Origin of the sequence: Microbulbifer sp. (genome assembly GCF_051659245.1) — a bacterium.
GTDB lineage: Bacteria > Pseudomonadota > Gammaproteobacteria > Pseudomonadales > Cellvibrionaceae > Microbulbifer.
The window spans coordinates 17,169-34,950 of record NZ_JBOFOC010000118.1; the positions used below are offsets into that span (position 1 = coordinate 17,169).

13 protein-coding genes are annotated in these 17,782 nt (G+C 55.5%); 11 read left to right on the plus strand and 2 right to left on the minus strand.

The annotated features are described in order from the left end of the window. The first annotated feature begins 70 nt into the window (after positions 1-70). The 7 genes from ACRC0P_RS12625 to ACRC0P_RS12655 all read left to right on the plus strand — a co-directional run bounded on the left by ACRC0P_RS12625 (position 71) and on the right by ACRC0P_RS12655 (position 11,760). Positions 71-1,615 carry an MFS transporter gene (locus ACRC0P_RS12625; RefSeq protein WP_438631428.1) on the plus strand — a complete coding sequence of 515 codons (1,545 nt, stop codon included), beginning with the start codon at positions 71-73 and terminating at the stop codon, positions 1,613-1,615. Between the two features lie 43 nt (positions 1,616-1,658). Next, on the plus strand, positions 1,659-3,212 hold the full coding sequence (locus ACRC0P_RS12630) for a rhamnogalacturonan acetylesterase (protein ID WP_438631430.1): 1,554 nt from the start codon (positions 1,659-1,661) through the stop codon (positions 3,210-3,212). A gap of 23 nt (positions 3,213-3,235) precedes the next feature. Further along, positions 3,236-3,982 (plus strand): DUF1961 family protein, encoded by a 747-nt coding sequence (locus tag ACRC0P_RS12635; RefSeq protein WP_438631432.1) that lies wholly within the window; start codon positions 3,236-3,238, stop codon positions 3,980-3,982. A 9-nt stretch (positions 3,983-3,991) separates the two neighbouring features. Next, entirely contained in the window at positions 3,992-6,130 is a 2,139-nt protein-coding gene (locus ACRC0P_RS12640) for a beta-galactosidase (RefSeq protein ID WP_438631434.1), read from the plus strand. Positions 6,131-6,401: 271 nt separating this feature from the next. Continuing rightward, complete coding sequence (locus ACRC0P_RS12645) at positions 6,402-9,374, plus strand: TonB-dependent receptor (protein ID WP_438631436.1); 2,973 nt, start codon at positions 6,402-6,404, stop codon at positions 9,372-9,374. Between the two features lie 136 nt (positions 9,375-9,510). Then, positions 9,511-9,825, plus strand: a complete 315-nt coding sequence (gene rhaM / locus ACRC0P_RS12650; protein ID WP_438631438.1) for an L-rhamnose mutarotase — start codon at positions 9,511-9,513, stop codon at positions 9,823-9,825. Between the two features lie 174 nt (positions 9,826-9,999). After that, entirely contained in the window at positions 10,000-11,760 is a 1,761-nt protein-coding gene (locus ACRC0P_RS12655; RefSeq protein ID WP_438631440.1) for a glycoside hydrolase family 2 protein, read from the plus strand. Positions 11,761-11,810: 50 nt separating this feature from the next. Here ACRC0P_RS12655 and ACRC0P_RS12660 read toward each other — a convergent pair whose 3' ends face one another. Beyond that, positions 11,811-12,818 carry a hypothetical protein gene (locus tag ACRC0P_RS12660; RefSeq protein WP_438631442.1) on the minus strand — a complete coding sequence of 336 codons (1,008 nt, stop codon included), beginning with the start codon at positions 12,816-12,818 and terminating at the stop codon, positions 11,811-11,813. Positions 12,819-12,910: 92 nt separating this feature from the next. Between ACRC0P_RS12660 and ACRC0P_RS12665 the strand changes: the two genes are divergently transcribed. Beyond that, the gene (locus ACRC0P_RS12665) at positions 12,911-13,513 is read left to right on the plus strand and encodes a TetR/AcrR family transcriptional regulator (RefSeq protein WP_438631444.1); all 603 of its coding nucleotides are present in this window, start codon (positions 12,911-12,913) and stop codon (positions 13,511-13,513) included. 269 nt (positions 13,514-13,782) lie between these two features. On the opposite strand, the gene ACRC0P_RS12670 is transcribed toward ACRC0P_RS12665, so the two are convergent. Then, a complete protein-coding gene (locus ACRC0P_RS12670) occupies positions 13,783-15,045 on the minus strand; it encodes a 6-phosphofructokinase (RefSeq protein ID WP_438631446.1) in 1,263 nt (420 codons plus the stop codon). Between the two features lie 152 nt (positions 15,046-15,197). On the opposite strand from ACRC0P_RS12670, the gene mpl reads away from it, so the two are divergent. From mpl to ACRC0P_RS12685, 3 genes are all read left to right on the plus strand, one after another. Then, on the plus strand, positions 15,198-16,586 hold the full coding sequence (gene mpl / locus ACRC0P_RS12675) for a UDP-N-acetylmuramate:L-alanyl-gamma-D-glutamyl-meso-diaminopimelate ligase (RefSeq protein ID WP_438631448.1): 1,389 nt from the start codon (positions 15,198-15,200) through the stop codon (positions 16,584-16,586). Between the two features lie 253 nt (positions 16,587-16,839). After that, the gene (locus tag ACRC0P_RS12680; protein ID WP_438631450.1) at positions 16,840-17,463 is read left to right on the plus strand and encodes a flavin prenyltransferase UbiX; all 624 of its coding nucleotides are present in this window, start codon (positions 16,840-16,842) and stop codon (positions 17,461-17,463) included. Then, positions 17,460-17,732, plus strand: a complete 273-nt coding sequence (locus ACRC0P_RS12685; protein ID WP_438631452.1) for a SelT/SelW/SelH family protein — start codon at positions 17,460-17,462, stop codon at positions 17,730-17,732. Before ACRC0P_RS12680 ends, ACRC0P_RS12685 begins: the two co-directional genes overlap by 4 nt. Positions 17,733-17,782: the final 50 nt, after the last annotated feature.

Sequence of the window (17,782 nt, forward strand, 5' to 3'; positions counted from 1 at the left end):
CGACCTACTGACTGGGGCGAGTAGTTACGTTCAATAAATAATAAAAAACACATAGGTGCGATGAGGTGCGATGATGACAAGACGCGAGTTAAAGCCGGTGAACTATGTCGCCTACGGACTCAATGATGTTCTGGGTGCAGGTTCCATGGCCGTTATCAGCGGTTGGATACTGTTTTTCTACACCACCTTCTGTGGCTTGACCACAGTTCAGGCCGCCTCGATCTTTGCGATAGCCCGTATCCTGGATGCCGTTGCCAGCCCCCTGATCGGCCATATCTCGGATGGGTTGGGAAATACCCGTTTCGGAAAAAGATTTGGTCGCCGGCGGGTCTTCCTGCTGGGATCAATCCCCCTAATGCCGAGCTTCGCGTTAATGTGGGTCAGCGGCCAGGAATATCTCTATTACCTGATTACCTATGTATTCTTCGAACTGCTGTATGCGTCGGTCATCATTCCCTATGAAACGCTTGCTGCGGAAATGACCAATGACTACAAGAAAAAGGCAAAACTCGCCGGAGCACGCATACTGACCGGCCAGATATCCGCCATATTCGCCGGTATCCTGCCCAGTTGGATCGTCAGCATTGCCGGAGGAAAGGACTCGGCATCAACGTTTCTGGTGATGGGCACCGTTTTTGCGATTGCCTTTATGGTGGTTGTCTTTATCGTCTGGGCCTATACCTGGGAGCGCGACCCCGCGGAGTTTCCGGAAGAAGAGAAGCCGGATGAGAACTGGACCCTGCTGGGCACCTTGAAAACCCTGTTCCTCAATTTGAGCTCGACCCTGCGTATCCGTGCTTTCCGCTTGCATCTTGGCATGTATCTGGGTGGGTATATAAGCCAGGATATCTTCAACGCGGCCTTCACCTATTTTGTCGTTTTCGCCATTGGCGGCACCGTGGTGATTGCGTCCGAAATGATGGCGCTGACTTATGTTGCGCAACTGGTCGCTGTTGCTGTCGCGATTCCAATGGTCGTTCGTTTTGGTCCCGCTCCCACCTATCGGATTGCCATCAACTTTTATATTCTGGGTATCCTGGGATTGCTTTCTCTCTATCTTCTGAATAACGGATTCAGCCAATACTGGCTGGTTGGCGCACTGATCCTGGCCGGTCTTGGACGGGGAGCTCTCAATTACATCCCCTGGAATACCTACAACTACATGGCGGACGTCGACCAAATCGTCACCGCGCGCCGACGCGAGGGCAGCTTTGCCGGGGTAATGACCTTTATCCGAAAGGCCACCCAGGCAGCCGCGGTCATGTTTGTGGGTATCGTACTCGAAGCCGGCGGTTTTGTATCCGGCTCCGAAACGCAAAGCGAGCAGGCGATTACAACTATAGTGGCAACCCTGGTAATAGGGCCTGTGGTAGTGCTGCTTCTCGGATTCCTGGTGTCGACCAGGTTCAAGATCAGCAAGGATACTCATGCAGTGCTCATGTCGGAGATTGAGCGTTTCAAACGGGGAGAAAGCACGCCTTCAACGAGCGAGAACCAGGCGATCGTCGAAGACCTTTCCGGATGGCCCTATGAGAATCTTTGGGGTAACAATTCCGTGGGAAAAAGCGTCGACGATCAGATACGGGAACCGGGGCGAGGTGCGCCAGTCCGGTAGGTTTTAACTCCGAACCATGGGTCAATCAGAGGTAAAACTGAAAATGAATAATGATATGTGTCTGGCAAACAATTATTTAAAAGTAATAGGGGTTCTGTTTGCCTTATTCATCGCCCAGTTTTCCATTGCCAGTAGCGATGACGACAGTCAACTACCGATAATTTTCATTGCTGGTGATTCAACGGCCGCCACCTACGAAAATACTGACCATCAGGGGTGGGGCGGCGTATTCTCGCAGTATTTCGACGGGAGTAAAGTGAATATCGTCAACCGGGCGCGCGGCGGAAGAAGCAGCCGCACATTTATAACCGAAGGCCATTGGCGGGGGCTCGTGGATGATCTCAGCGATGGCGATATTGTCCTGATACAGTTTGGTCATAACGATGCCGGTAAAATCAACGATAAGGAGAAAGCCCGGGGAAGCCTGCCCGGTGTGGGCGACGACAGTATAGAAATATTGAACCTGCAAACCGGGAAGAAGGAAACGGTTTACACCTTCGGGCATTATATCCGGCGTATGGTCGCCGATGTCCGCGCGAAAAACGCAGTGCCTGTACTCCTTTCACTAACCGCCAGGAACCGGTGGAAGTCAAGCCGTATAGAACGCGGATCGGGACAGTACGGTCACTGGAGTTATCAACTCGCCTGGGATCTGGATACCGCGTTTATAGATGTAACCAACCCCATGGCCGACCAGTTCGAACAGATGGGTCCCGAAAAAACGGCCGAGCTCTACCCCAGGGACCACACGCATTTCGCGACCGAGGGCGCACATTTGCATGCGCAGACAATCGTCGCCGGCCTGAAAGGGTTGCGTCCGGGCCTGGAGCCGAACTGGTTCTCAGAATTGGGAAGGCAAGTGAAACCACAGGAGTGGGCATGGTTGAGATTGCCATTTCCCGCCGATGCCGGGAAGTCGAGCATATTTCTCGTGGGTGACTCTACCGTGCGCAACGGCGCGGGCGACGGCGCCAACGGTGAATGGGGCTGGGGAGACTATCTGGACGAAAAACTGGGCACAAAAAGCCTTAACATCGTCAATCGCGCCGTCGGTGGGCTGAGCAGCCGCACCTTCGTCACCGGCGGCCACTGGCAGCGGGCGCTAAATATGATGAAGGTCGGCGATGTGGTGCTGCTGCAGTTCGGCCATAACGACGCAGCGCCGCTAAACGACGAGACCAGGGCGCGGGGTACCATTCCCGGAGTAGGGGAGGAGTATGAAGACATCGACAATCTGGTCACCGGAGAACCGGAAAGGGTGCACAGCTACGGCTGGTATCTGCGTCAGATGATCGGCCAGGCGAAAGCCCGGGGAATCACTACCATCGTTTGCTCGCCGGTGCCGAGAAAAATATGGCGCGACGGTCTGATCCAGGAAGCCACCGACAGCTATCCTCGGTGGGCCCTGCAGGTTGCCCGCCAGAGCCAGAGTCCCTTTATCGACCTCTACGGACTGATTTCAGACAAATACAACCGGCTGGGTAAGCGCCAGGTCGAAAATCTGTTTGCCGATAAGCACACGCACACCAGCAAAGCCGGGGCTGAGCTGAATGCAGAAATGGTGGCGCTGCAGCTGAAACCCTTGCTGGCCCTGTAGAGAGGGTCCGGAGTACCAAAAAAATGCGCTTCTACAGCCTTTTGTTCCTTACCTTTGTCTGCGTACCCGCGTTGGCCCAGAAGAACGTTCATGACTTCGACGAGTACGTCAACAAAGGTGAACTTCTCTACCGGGCAGATATGAGCGAGCCGGCCAGCGTCGACGGCTGGGTAATGGAGGGCCCGGGTGTATTGGCATTTGACAATGGGTGGATGCAGATATACTCGCCGGGCGAGGAAATGCATCATGTATTCTGGTGCCCGGAAGACTTTCCGGACGCATTTGTGGCGGAGTGGGAAGCGCAGAACCTCAATCCGGAGGCGGGCCTGGTAATAGTCTTTCTCGCTGCCAGCGGTGAGGGAGGACAGGATATATTTGATCCCGACCTGCCACCGAGAAACGGAACCTTCGACCAGTACACCCAGGGGAAGATACACAGCTACCATATCTCCTACTACGCCAATGCCACACATAACCCGGACAGGGGCCACGCGAACCTGCGTAAAAACAATACCTTTACGCTACTTCAGGAAGGGGGCGATGGCATCCCCACCCAATCCACGAAAATCCATAAAGTCCGCCTGATAAAGGACAGCGCCCATATTGCTATGTTTGTCGATGGAAGGAAGGTCATTGACCATATCGATGACGGCAGCAATAAACCCGTCCTGGGGTCCGGGAAGATAGGTTTCCGACAGATGAAATGGACCCGCTTTCAGTATCGAAATTTCAAAGTCTGGTCGCTTAATACGTACTTAACACAAGACTGAGGGATTCCTATGAAATGCAGTCGCCGTGATATCTTTCGCCTGGGCGGTTCTGCCGCCGCTCTGGGTCTTGCCGTCCACTCCGGATTGCTGTCCGCCACACCCGCTAAATCCATACGGCGCTCTGATTACAAGATAAAAAAACTGTATCACGGTGTTGCCTACTACCCGGAGCTATGGCCGGAAGAAGATATCGATCGCGATATCGTTGAAATGAAGAAGTTGGATATCAACGTCGCCCGTATGGGAGAGTTCGCCTGGTCAACTATGGAACCGGAGCGTGGCGAAATTTCCCTCGACTTTTTTGAGATGGTTATGGACAAGCTCCACGCCGCCGGTATTGACGTTGTGCTTTGCACTCCGACCGCCACACCTCCCATCTGGCTGACGCACAACCATCCTGAGCGGTGTCATAAAAATGCCGACGGAGAAATTTTAATCCACGGAGCGCGCCAGCATGCCAGCTATGAACACCCCGATGTAAAGGAAGCCTGTTTCAAGATCATCAAGGCCATGGCGGAGCGACTGGGCCAACATCCTGCATTGATCGGCTGGCAATTGGACAACGAGATGAAAGCCCATGTGGCGGAAGATTTCAGCGATGCCGCCATTGCCTCCTGGCACCGTTGGTTAAGAAAGCGATTCGGAACCATAGATCGGCTGAATCAGGTCTGGGGAACGCATATCTGGAGTCAGTATTACCAAAGCTTTGAGCAGGTGCCTGCGCCACTGAAAACGCCATTCCTTCACAACGCATCGTTAAGTACCGCTTATCGTATGTTCAACCGCGAAAGTATCGCGGATTTCATGAAGGACCAGAGCAGTATCATACGGGAGTACTCCAGCGCACCCGTCACTCATAATGACAACCCGGCGTTCAATATTCACCACGAACGCTCCATGGAGGCCCTGGACTTCGCCTCTTATGATGCTTACCCAACCGATAAACAATGGGGTGCCCTGGTATTTCGCTCTGATTTATACCGGGCGGCTATTCCCGGACGTCCTTTCTGGCTAATGGAAACCAGCGTGTCCCACAACGGTTGGCTGGGCAATCATCAGCCCCCTCATCCCGAAGGATTCCTGCCAGCGGAAGCCGTGTTGACATACGCCTTGGGTGGTGAGGCGTTCTGTTACTGGCTATGGCGGCAACAGCGAACGGGTGCCGAACTCCCCCACAGCGCGGTAATGAGTGCCTGGTTTAAGCCGGGTATCGGCTATAAGGAGGTGGAGAAACTCAACGCGTCGAGGAAGCAACTGGAACCTTTACTGGTTGAGAGTACGGTTGCGCCGGCCGAGGTGGCTATTACCTATTCCGATCATGCCAGAGCCATGATTGAAACCGAAGCCCTGGACAGACGCGAAGGTTTTCCCTCGCGCTATCGCGGGGTTATCGAAATGTGGCATGCCACGGTGCGTGATTTGGGCTTCCACCGGGATGTACGCTTCGAAAATGCCGCGCTTGATAACCTGAAACTGTTGATCACCCCGGCGATGCCGTATGTCAGCGAAGCCTTTATTTCCCGGGTGTTAAAATTTGTCAAGGCTGGGGGTATTTGGATCGCTGGTCCTGTCACTGGTATCCGCTCAGTCGAACATACGGTACCAACCACCGCCGGTCTGGGTTTGCTCGATGAGTTGGCCGGAGTCAGCACTGAATTTGTGGTGCCGTTAACCCATACAGATTCCACCGGTAGTGCATTGGGTACTACTGTGTCGCTGAGCGGCTGGTGTTCTGCGATGAAGGTAAAAAGCGGAGTAAAACGGATAGGCACGATCGAGACGGGAGTTGCCAAGGGGCACGCGTTTATCACGGAACGCAAGATCGGGCAAGGCCGTGTAGTTGTTCTCGGAGCTCAGCCCGATGGAGAGCAAGGTCAAACACTCATTAACAACCTGATTAATCACTACGCGGATCTGACGGGAGTAACGGAACGTTACGATGCCGCCTCCGGTGTGGTGGTAAGCCCGCGGATTAATAGAAAGGGCGAGAGGTTCTGGATCGCCATCAATATGAGTGACCAGGAGGGTACCTTAAGGTTGCCGGAGGGGGCGATTGATGCTATTTCGTCAAAATCCATAAAGCCTGGCCGGATAACGCTACAACGTTACCAGTGGAGGGCTGTTCAATTGAACAAGACCCGTGGCTAATTTATAAATTTGGCGGGTCCGTCATGCACGGACCTGTTACTCTTGCGCCGGATTCCCGGCAGAGCAGGTCGAGCCGTCGTGTACTTTAGTCTGACCCGTTATAAGGAAATCTCCAATTATTGGTTATAAGAATATAGAGCATGAGTCGTCATAATCGATCATTCGAGTGACTGATTTCATGAGAATAATGATTGAATATGATTGACAATGCGGGCGCGCGCTTCTAACATCATCGCTCAATAATATAAATAAGATAATCGGAGATGATGAGATGACAATAATTGGCCAATCCGATGTATTTGGAACCTCCCGCGAAAGACTCCCTTTCATTTTCAAACCTTTAGCCGAACGCATACGCACGCTGGTTCTCACCGGGATCTCCTTGAGCCTTCTGACCGCCCCCACGGCATTTGCCCAGGAGGAGCCCGAGGAGGAACTCGAGAAACAAGCCGACAGCGTCGCAATGGAAGAAGTAGTCGTGTCAGGCCACCGCTTCAGCCAGCGCAGCGCCATCGATCGCAAAAAGAACGCCGGCACAATGACCGACTCTCTGGTTGCGGAGGATATCGGTGAATTTCCCGATAAAAACATTGGTGAGGCGCTGCAAAGAATCACCGGTATACAACTGGTCCGCGATTTCGGCGAGGGCGCACAGGTTAGTATTCGGGGCGTAGATCCCGACCTGTCCCGGGTTGAAGTCAACAATGTGTCGGCGATGGGCATGGGGGGCAGCCGCGCGGTCGACTTCCGCGATATGGCCTCCGAGCTGGTCAAGTCCCTCGATGTCATCAAGGGGTCCGAGGCGCGCCTTACCGAAGGTGGTATTGGTGGTACTATCCAAATCAACACGCGCAAGCCGAATGAATTTGACAGCAATTTTCTGTCCGTAAACGGTGAACAGCAGTACAACGACCTGAGCGATGCATCGGGCCCCAGGGTCAACCTGATCGGGGTAATGAAGTTCAACGAGGATTTTGGTGGCTTGCTCAACGTAACCACCTCTAAAAAAGACACCATGATCCACGCGTTGCGCAACACGGAATGGCACCGCGTGGCCGATTATGATAACTCGCCGGAGAAGACCGTTGTCGACGAGAATTATGCATCTGCCACGGATATGGCAGACTGCGACGGTGTGGAAGAGTGTGAAATGCAGTGGTGGGACTTTTCTCCGCGCTTGCCCAGGTATGGCATATGGGGACTCGAAGAAAAGCGCATCAGTGCCAATACCACCTTTCAGTACAATATCAGTGATGAGCTTTCCGTATACGCGGGTTACACCTACAACAAGCGAGACAAGGAAGCGACTGACCTCAACCTGCATTTGGAGACCCACTCCGCCGAGCGTGTAAATGCGGATTCTGTGCAGGTGGACGAAAATCACAACGTTACCTACTTTGAATCCCAGGCAGCGACCGTGACCAACCGAACGCTCAACTTTGCCTGGGATCAGGAAACCAGCCTTTTCGATACAGGCTTTGAATTCAGCCGCGGTGCCTGGGATATCAGTGGTATGGCCGCCCACTCGACTTCTGAGCAGGACATAGATTCCCGCGATACGCACATTACCGCAGGCGGTATCGCCGGTGTTCAAGTGGCGCTCGATGACCGCGGTGCGCCGGAGTGGGATTTCAATACCGGCTACTTTTACAATGCCGATAATCCTGCTGACACCTCGGACACCTTCAACGTCAACAGTCCCGCCAGCTACCGAACCCGATCCCGCTTCAAGTATGCGCCCCATCATGATGAAGCATCCGAGTCCAGTGTAAAACTGGATGTTGTGTACAATCTTGAAGAAGGGTTTTTAAAAAGAATTCGAAGCGGTATTAGGGCAACATCCAGTTCCACTGATAATGCTGACTATCAGTACAATATCATTCGCGATGTGGGCGAGGAATATAATGGTGAAGTCTGGACAACGCAGGACCAGATCGCCCTTATTTCCGGAAACACCTTTGAGTCACCGGATCTGTTTTCCGGTTACGACCTGGGGGTGAGCACTGTGGGCAGCTACCAGGCGGTTCACACCGACGACTTTATTGCGGCCATTCGGGAAGTCAGTGAGGACAATACCACTCGTGAAGACCTGGACGTGCGCACTGGCAATTACGATATCAGCGTGGATACCCAGGCGGTTTACCTGCAAACGGATTTTGAAACGGAATTCGGCGGTATGCCCTTCTGGGGCAATGTCGGTGCACGTTATGTGGTCACAAATACCGATACTAACGGGGATATCCGGGTGGAAGTCATTGTCGATCAGCTGGATGAAGACGGCAACGTCCAGGTCGATCCGGGTACCGACTTGGATAGGCCGGGGATTGAAGATCCGGACCACCCGGATGCCTTTGTTGGCAGAGAGACCTTCAGCAGAGAGTACAGCGACTTCCTGCCGAGCATCAATATGAACCTGGCGCTTATTCCCGACGAGTTGGTGTTGTACTTCGGCATGGCCAAGGTTATGGCCAGACCTCGAAGCAGTGACCTGAATGTGAATGCAAGCTGCACGATTAACACCACCCGCCAGTCACAAATTGACCAGATGCCCAACACCTGTTCTGGTGGAAATCCGCTGCTTGATCCGTATCGCGCAAGGCAAATGGATATAGCCCTGAACTGGTACCCGAACGAGGACTCGATGGTCTCCGCCGCCTACTTTACCAAGGACATCACCAGTTGGATCCTCGATGCGGAAACGCGGCAGGATATCGACTTCTTGGGTGACGGTCGTCTCTGGGACGTCAGGCAGAAAATAAACGGCGACAGTGGTGTAAAAACCAAGGGCATAGAGCTGCAGGCGTCGACGGTTTTCACCATGCTGCCGTACCCCTTCAACGGCCTGGGTGGCAGTGCCAACTACACCCATATGACCGCCGATAACATTGGCCTGTTCAACCAGTTGACCGGCGAGGAACTGCCTTTTCCATCCCAGTCCGAAGACAGCTATAACGTGACGGCTTTCTGGGAAGGCGAGGCGCTGAGTTTGCGACTTGCCTACAACTATCGCGATGAGTATCTGGCTCGCCCCTCCGACCGGTCCGGCAACCCGGTATTTATCGAAGATGCGGGCTACCTGGATGCCAAAATTTCTTACACCCTGCCGAACACCGATCTCAGGTTCTTTGTTGACGGAAGGAACCTGTTGAAGGAAGCCAGGGTGGAAACCGCCGGCGAGCACCGGTTGTCCGACCTGCGGTATTCCGGCCGCGAGTTCGCGCTTGGGTTTTCTTACAAGATGTGACGTCCTGATTCTTTATGGAATTTACCGACCGGAAGCTAGTCTCCGGTCGGATTTAAACAATTTGCCAGGTTTTTTTCCTGGCTGATTTTGTCACTTTCAGGAATTGCCTTTCTCGGAGATCAGACAGTTTACCGTTATGGAAAAAATTGCATTTGTAATGCAGCTGAAAGCAGGCTGTGAAGCGGAGTACAAGAAGCGGCACGACGAAATATGGCCTGAATTGGTTGAAGAATTAAAGTCGGCCGAAATTGAAGACTATTCCATTTATCTTCACCGGGACACTCTTCAATTGTTCGCCGTACTAAAGCGTGCCGAAAACCACGGAATGGATAATCTTCCTCAAAGGGCGGTTATGCAGAAATGGTGGGCCTACATGGCCGATATCATGGATACAGAAACGGATAAGAGCCCGAAGACGACTCAACTGCAGACGGTTTTTCACCTGGATTAACCGGGCTGGATAAGTTGGGGAAGAGCGCGGTTACATACTACCGGGTCGGAAGGAAGGGATACCCATTTCGGCATATACATCTCTGTACGATCGCAATCGGTATCCCTGTCTTGTACGGTCCCGGGAGATGAGTATCCTTCCCTTCTGCCTTACTTTAGTAAGTAGAGAGAGAATATGAAGTGCTGGCTTATTTTACTCATCGGCTGGTTGCCTTCCGCGTTCGCGGTAGAGCTCATTCAGAATACGGAATCCCGGGATTACCAGAGTCTGAATGGCGAGTGGAACGTGATTATTGATGCGTTTGATGTTGGCGACAAAAGAAAATTCTTCACAAACACTGTCCCGAGCAGTCCTTCACAGTTGGTTGAATACAATTTTTCCAGCAGCATGAAGCTGCAGGTCCCGGGAGACTGGAATACTCAGGATAAAGAGCTGTTCAGATATGAGGGATCTGTCTGGTATCACCGGAAATTTACTGTAGATAAGCGTAAGAACAAGAATTATGTACTCTACTTAGGGGCGGTTAACTATATTGCAAAAGTATATCTCAATGGCGAGTTCCTTGGTGGGCACGAAGGCGGATTCACCCCGTTCCAGTTTAATGTCAATGACAATTTGAAGGACGGCGAAAACTCCCTGGTAGTAAAAGTTAACAATCGCAGGGAGCCGGATTATATTCCGACCATGAGTACTGACTGGTGGAACTATGGTGGTATCACACGCTCTGTCAAACTGCTCGAGCTGGAGAATGCTTATATTTCTGACTACTCCGCAGTTTATGCTCCGGGTTCAGAGCCAGCCATCAAGGCATACTTCAAGGCGGCTGGTGACTACAGCAAGAAATCCAAAGTTCTATTTCGAGTTCCTGAGCTGGGTATCAACGCAACCGTTGCATTGGATAAAAACGGGAAGGCAGAAGTAATCATTCCGGCTGATCCGCAATTGTGGACGCCGGAAAACCCCAAACTTTATGGAATCGAGATCGCATTCAATGGTAGCGAGGTGGTCGATCGCATTGGGTTTCGTACCGTTGATATTAACGGTACAGAAATCCTCTTGAATGGTGAGTCTGTCTTCCTGCGTGGTATTTCCATCCACGAGGAGAGCCCCAAAGGCGCCGGCCGATCCTGGAGTGAAGAAGATGCGCGAACCCTGCTGAGCTGGGCCAAGGAGCTGGGTTGTAACTACGTGCGCCTGGCCCACTATCCGCACAATGAAGCCATGCTGCGTATCGCCGATGAAATGGGGCTATTAGTGTGGGCGGAAATCCCGGTTTACTGGGATATCCAGTTTGGTAGTGAGGAGGTTTATCAGAAGGCGGAAACCCAGTACACGGAAATGCTGACTCGGGACAAGAACCGCGCCGCAATTATCCTGTGGTCCATTGCGAATGAAACCCCGAAAGACGAAGTACGCACTGAATTCCTGGGAAAACTGGTGGATAAGGTGCACAGCTTGGACCCAACTCGTCTGGTGACTGCTGCTATCAATACTCAGAGTACCACCGAATACGGTCGCCGCGTTGACGACCCGTTTGCAGAAAAAGTGGATGTGATTGGTATCAATACCTATTGTGGCTGGTATGAAGATGCCCCGGAGGAGTGCGCAAACTATCGCTGGGTATCTGATTACGATAAGCCCATTATTGTGAGCGAGTTTGGTGCGGGTGCCCTGCAGGGATTCCACGGTGACGAACACCAGGTGTTTACCGAAGAAAATCAGGCACTTGTCTACCGTTACAACCTGGAGATGTTGGATAACATGGTGGGTCTTCGCGGCGTGTCGCCATGGATTTTGAAGGACTTCCTGTCTCCTCGACGGCCGCTGGCGAACATCCAGGACTACTGGAATCGTAAAGGCCTGCTTTCCGAAAATGGTGTCAAAAAGAAGGTCTGGTATGTCATGAAAGAGTGGTATGAAAAGAAGGCTGAATAGTATGCCTCTTTTTTTCTGATTAAGCTGCATCCACCTCTAGTGCTTGATTCTCACATCCCCTCCAGCTTCAGAATCTTTCCGCCCATCTGCTCAAAGCGGGCGAAATAGGCCCTGGGTTCGAGCAACTGATACGGGAAGTAAAGCCCGGCCGGGGGTGCGGGGTTTCCATCGAGTCCGGTCAGCCGTTCGAGCACCATGGCGACCCCGAGCCCAGTGAGTGGCATTTGCCCCTCGGGGTGGATGACCGCATGGCGAGTGCGCAGCGGATGACCTGAAGGATCTTCCCCTGCGAGCTCGATGATGATCTCGGTCGACATCGGCTCGCCGAGACGGCGGGTGGAGCTCGTCCCTATGGCCAGATTGAACTCCACGTTCGGTGCGCCGGTTGCGGTCGCCAGACCGACGACGTCATGTGGCGACAGGGCGGAGGCTTGCACCACGGTGCCATCGGCGGCGCGGAATTCGGCCCTGGCATCGTCGACGGTGCGCCAGAACCAGGTGCCGTCGCTGCGAGCCAGCACGGCGGGAATGGCCTTTGTTTGGCGTTCCAGATCGGCGAATGCCGCCGGGCCGCCTTCGTCCTGTTCGTCGAGCAGGGCACCGATACAGATGTCGTGAACGTGACCGAACGCCTTGGCGAACTCAAGCGTGGGTATCGTTGTGGCGCCCACCAGCCATTCGGTACCGAGGACGATTGGCGAGGCACTCGGTTCGTGCATGTATGCCGCGACTTCGGGGCCGACCTCGTGTATGGCCGGGGATATACTGATGTACGGTACGCCGCGCGCTTGGGCGAAACGCAGTGCGGCGACCGTGGTATCCGTGAAAAAGATCGCCACGGAGCTGACCGGGCGTTCACCGAGCCCGAGGTCGGCGGTGGCCAGGTCGATCTTTGCGGCTTCGGCATTGCCGATTTCGGCTGCGGCTTCCTTGGCCTTGGCGAGATCGCGACCGCCGATCAGCAGCGGCATATCGGGATGAGCGGCGCGCAGCAATCGTGCTGTCTGGCGGCCAACGATGCCAGCGCCGCCGATGAGCAGGATGGGAACCGTGGACATTGCGACTTCTCCTTTCTCCGTGTTAAAACCTACTAAAAGTAGCTTTTAACACAATAAGCTACTTTTAGTAGGTTATGCAACAGGAAGACGCGATGAAAAGTGATCACATATTAACCTCCCGAAGGCTGTCCAGGGCAGAGCGGCGGCGCCAATTGCTCGATACGGCGCTTCAGATCGTCCGGGATGAGGGGGCGGATCGGCTGACCCTGGGGCACCTGGCCGCGCGTGCCGGCATCTCCAAGCCGGTGGCCTACGATCACTTCGGTACGCGCTCGAAGCTCCTGATCGAGCTCTACAAATCGATCGACCGAGAGCAGGCAAACGCACTCCGGAAAGGGTTGATCACCGGAGAGCGAAGCCTCGAGGAGACTATCGAGGCCCTCGCGTCCGCATACATCCACTGTTATGCGGATACCAGCGGCGAGTGGCATGCGATTGGAGCGGCGCTGACGGGCAGTGAGGAAAAGGAGGCGGTGTACCAGGAGCTACTCGATGGCTATGTCCAGTTGTTCGCTGCCGTGTTGGAGCCGTACGTTAATTTGCCGCAAGTCGACCTGGAACGGCGCTGCGTCGGCCTGATCGGCGCGGGCGAGGCGCTCTCGGCCGCGATGGTGCGAGGAAACTGCAGTGAGGCGGACGCGGCGAAGACGTTCGCGTCGCTGATCCAAGGGGGAGTGCACATGGCAGCGCCATAATAAAATTGTCTTCGCAATTTGGATGTGCCACTCGTTGAAGGGCCCGCGGGAGCGGGCCGGATGTTGCGAGGTTTTATGCTTCGATGGCTTTTATTATTTTGGCTGGATTGCCACCCAAGGTGGTCCAGGTGATCGGCAGAGAACCCGCGGCCAGGATCGACAAGGCGGCATAACTCAGATCCAGAGGACAAGCGAGCCGGGATTCGCCGTCAGGAGCAAATATCCCAGGAAATGTCTACAGGCTCTAAGACCCACATGGCGCCACTTGGTTACACGCTGAAACATTCCTTCAGCTTCTTCTCCACCAACACCTTCTTCAGTCGCGCATACTGCGGCACGCCATTCTTATACGGCGGGTAATCCTCGCCCTGGATCAGCGGCAGCAGGTAGTCGCGCGCGGCCTGGGTGACGCCGAAGCCGTCCTCACTGATATAGTCCCGCGGCATCATCTTTTCCCTGTTGGCCACTTCGGTCAGCGGGGCTTCGCCCACGGACCAGCTGTACTCCGGGCCGGAATCCCGCACGATGACGGGCATCACGCCGCTCTTCCCGGCCACGGCCATTTCCACCGCGGCGCGGCCCACGGCATAGGCCTGGGCCACGTCGGCGGCGGAGGCGATATGGCGCGCGGCACGCTGAAGGTAGTCCGCCAGCGCCCAGTGGTATTTGAAACCCAGTTCCTGCTTGATCATATTGACCAGGGTCGGCGCCACGCCGCCGAGCTGCTTGTGGCCGAAGGCGTCGGTGGTGCCGGAGTCGGCGAGGAAGGTGCCGTCGGCATACTGGGCGCCCTCGGAGGCGACGACGACGCAGTGGCCCTTTTCTTCCACGGTCTGTTTTACCTTGGCCAGGAACTTCTCTTTGTCGAAGGCCACTTCCGGGAACAGGATGATATGGGGCGCATCACCCTGCTGGTCCTGGGCCAGAGCGCTGGCGGCGGCTATCCAGCCGGCGTGGCGGCCCATTACTTCGAAGACGAAGACCTTGGTGGAAGTAGCGCACATGGAGGCCACGTCCAGCGATGCCTCTTTGGTGGAAACAGCCACGTACTTGGCTACCGAGCCGAAGCCGGGGCAGTTGTCTGTCAGCGGCAGGTCGTTGTCCACGGTTTTGGGGATATGGATGGCCTGGATAGGGTAGCCCATCTTCTCTGACAACTGGGAGACCTTCAGGCAGGTGTCCGCAGAGTCACCGCCGCCATTGTAGAAAAAATAGCCGATATCGTGGGCCTTGAACACCTCGATCAGACGCTCGTATTCCGCCCGGTTCTCCTCCAGGCTCTTCAGCTTGTAGCGGCAGGAGCCGAAGGCGCCGGAGGGGGTGTGGCGCAGGGCGGTGATATTGTCCGAACTCTCCTGGCTTACGTCGATCAGCTCTTCGCGCAGTGCGCCCACAATGCCGTTCAGCCCCGCGTACAGGTTGCCGATCCGGTCGTGGTGTTCCCGCGCCGCCTCGATCACACCGCAGGCGGAGGCATTGATCACGGCGCTGACGCCGCCGGATTGGGCATAAAAAGCGTTCTTCTTCGACATATCTATCCTATGGAGGGAGAGGCTGGCAAATTCGGCGCGCAGTCTAATGGAATGACGTTGCAATTGCACCGAAAACGCGGGATTTGGCAATTACTGCGCTCAAGTGCCATGGTAAGCTTGCGCCGCAATTAGTAGGAGTAGGCATAACCGGCATGCACATCCATATTCTAGGTATCTGCGGTACTTTTATGGGCAGCCTGGCCCAGTTGGCGGTGGCCGAAGGGCACCGGGTCACCGGCAGTGACGCCAATGTCTACCCGCCCATGAGCACTCAGTTGCAGCATGCCGGAATCCAGCTCACCGAGGGCTACGATCCGGCTCAACTGGAGCCGGCGCCGGACCTGGTGATCATCGGCAACGCCCTGTCCCGCGGCAATCCGGCGGTGGAGGCGGTGCTGGAGCGGGGCCTGTCTTATACCTCCGGCGCGCAGTGGCTTTGTGATCACTTTCTTGGCGGCCGCTGGGTACTGGCGGTTTCCGGCACCCACGGCAAGACGACTACCGCGAGCATGCTGGCCTGGATACTGGAGCACGCGGGTATGCATCCCGGCTTCCTGATCGGCGGCGTGCCGAAGAACTTCGGCGTATCCGCACGCCTGGGGGATACGCCATTTTTCGTGGTGGAGGCGGACGAGTACGACACCGCTTTTTTCGACAAGCGCTCCAAGTTCGTACACTATCGCCCGCATACCCTGATCATTAACAACCTGGAATTCGACCACGCGGACATCTTCAGCGACCTGGCGGACATCCAGCGTCAGTTCCAACACCTGGTACGCACCGTACCGGGCAACGGCCTGATCGTAGCTGCCGCCGACGGGTCGGTAGAGGAAGTGCTGGAACGGGGCTGCTGGAGCGAATTGCAGCGTTTTTCCACCGAGGGCGAGGAGGGCGTCCACCTGGCCGACTGGTGCGCGATGGATATCGCCGCGGACGGCGGCAGCTTTGCGGTGAACTTCCGCGGCGCCGAGGTGGCGCGGGTGGAATGGCAGCAGACCGGGCTGCACAATGTACGCAACGGCCTCTCCGCCATGGCCGCCGCGCGCCACGTCGGCGTTTCACCCGGCCTGGCTGCGCAGGCCCTGGGATTGTTCGAGGGGGTCAAGCGCCGCATGGAGTGCCTGGGAGAGGTTGGGGGAATCCGCGTCTACGACGATTTCGCCCACCATCCCACCGCCATCGAATCCACCCTCAACGGGCTGCGTGCGAAGGTGGGGGACGAAAAGATCATCGCCCTGATCGAACCGCGTTCCAATACCATGCGCATGGGGGTTCACCGCCAACAACTGGCCCACGCCTGCGCCGGCGCCGACCTGGTGCTCTGGTACGAGCCGGCGGGGATGGACTGGTCCCTGGGTGAAGTGGTTCACCATTCCACTGTGCCGGCGAAGATTTTCGACAATATCGACGCTGGGGTAGAATCCGCAGTCAATCTGGCCGCCCCCGGCAGCCATATCGTGGTGATGAGCAACGGTGGCTTTGGCGGCATCCACCAGCGCCTGCTGGGGGCATTGGAAAAGAGGCACGGCCGGAACTCGTAGCCGTAGGGTGCGCCGTGCGCACCGCCCGGAACCCCCTTGGAATCGACAATCGATATAAGGTGCGCACAGAGACTGTGAAAGAATTTTTTGAACACACCAGGTTGATCAATTAATAGCCGATATTGGTGCTCTCTCGCAAATACTAAGCGAGTTTGGGCCTGCTAAATCTAAAGTAGCCACGTAGGAGCGCGATCTTTAGAGTTGAGCAGGAATACTTTCACAGTCTCACAGCGCACCCTACGCGGAAACAGCCTTGGCCCAATCTTCATACAACAAAACAGTCACCCTGGCCATAACCGGCGCTTCCGGCGCCCAGTACGGCCTGCGTCTGCTGCAGTGCCTGCTGGCCGCCGACTGCCGGGTCTGGCTGCTGCTCTCCGATGCGGCCAAAGTGGTGATCGACACCGAGACCGACTGCCGGCTGCCGCAGGAGGGAGACAAGGAACTGGAGGAATTTTTCCACCGCCGCTTCGACGCCCGCGAGGGCCAACTGCAACTGTTCGGCAAGCGGGACTGGTTTTCCCCGGTGGCCTCCGGTTCCGGCAGCGCCGCCAGTATGGTGATCTGCCCGGCCAGCGGCGGTACCCTGTCGGCGATCGCCTGCGGGGCCTCCAACAACCTGGTCGAGCGCGCCGCGGATGTGGCGTTGAAGGAGCGACGGCAACTGATTCTGGTGCCGAGGGAGGCGCCTTACTCGGAAATCCACCTGGAAAATATGCTCAAGCTCACGCGCATGGGCGCGGTGATACTGCCGGCCAGCCCCGGCTTCTATCAAAAGCCGCAGTCGGTGGAGGACTTGGTGGACTTCGTTGTGGCGCGATTGATGGATCAACTGGGCATCGAACAGAAACTGCTGCCCAAATGGGGGGAAGTGTGAAGGCTACGGTAACGATTCATTACTGCGTGCAGTGCAACTGGATGCTGCGCGCCAGTTGGATGGCCCAGGAGCTGCTCTACACTTTTGGCGATGATCTGGAGCAGGTGGCGCTCAAACCGGTCAGCGGCGGCGTGTTTGAAATTTTCGTCGACGACCAGTTGATCTGGGAGCGTGTGCGGGACGGCGGTTTTCCCGGCCCCAAGGAACTGAAAAAACGCGTGCGCGATCTCTTGTTCCCGGAACGCGACCTGGGGCATATCGACCGCTGACGCCTGAGAAAAAAATGGCTGGGTACGCTGCGCTTTGCCCATCCTGCAAA

Bases quoted from the DNA above. Each gene is read 5' to 3' on its own strand.
- ACRC0P_RS12625 (WP_438631428.1), top strand. From the start codon at position 71: ATGATGACAAGACGCGAGTTAAAGCCGGTGAACTATGTCGCCTACGGA.
- ACRC0P_RS12630 (WP_438631430.1), top strand. From the start codon at position 1,659: ATGAATAATGATATGTGTCTGGCAAACAATTATTTAAAAGTAATAGGG.
- ACRC0P_RS12635 (WP_438631432.1), top strand. From the start codon at position 3,236: ATGCGCTTCTACAGCCTTTTGTTCCTTACCTTTGTCTGCGTACCCGCG.
- ACRC0P_RS12640 (WP_438631434.1), top strand. From the start codon at position 3,992: ATGAAATGCAGTCGCCGTGATATCTTTCGCCTGGGCGGTTCTGCCGCC.
- ACRC0P_RS12645 (WP_438631436.1), top strand. From the start codon at position 6,402: ATGACAATAATTGGCCAATCCGATGTATTTGGAACCTCCCGCGAAAGA.
- rhaM (WP_438631438.1), top strand. From the start codon at position 9,511: ATGGAAAAAATTGCATTTGTAATGCAGCTGAAAGCAGGCTGTGAAGCG.
- ACRC0P_RS12655 (WP_438631440.1), top strand. From the start codon at position 10,000: ATGAAGTGCTGGCTTATTTTACTCATCGGCTGGTTGCCTTCCGCGTTC.
- ACRC0P_RS12660 (WP_438631442.1), bottom strand. From the start codon at position 12,818: ATGTCCACGGTTCCCATCCTGCTCATCGGCGGCGCTGGCATCGTTGGC.
- ACRC0P_RS12665 (WP_438631444.1), top strand. From the start codon at position 12,911: ATGAAAAGTGATCACATATTAACCTCCCGAAGGCTGTCCAGGGCAGAG.
- ACRC0P_RS12670 (WP_438631446.1), bottom strand. From the start codon at position 15,045: ATGTCGAAGAAGAACGCTTTTTATGCCCAATCCGGCGGCGTCAGCGCC.
- mpl (WP_438631448.1), top strand. From the start codon at position 15,198: ATGCACATCCATATTCTAGGTATCTGCGGTACTTTTATGGGCAGCCTG.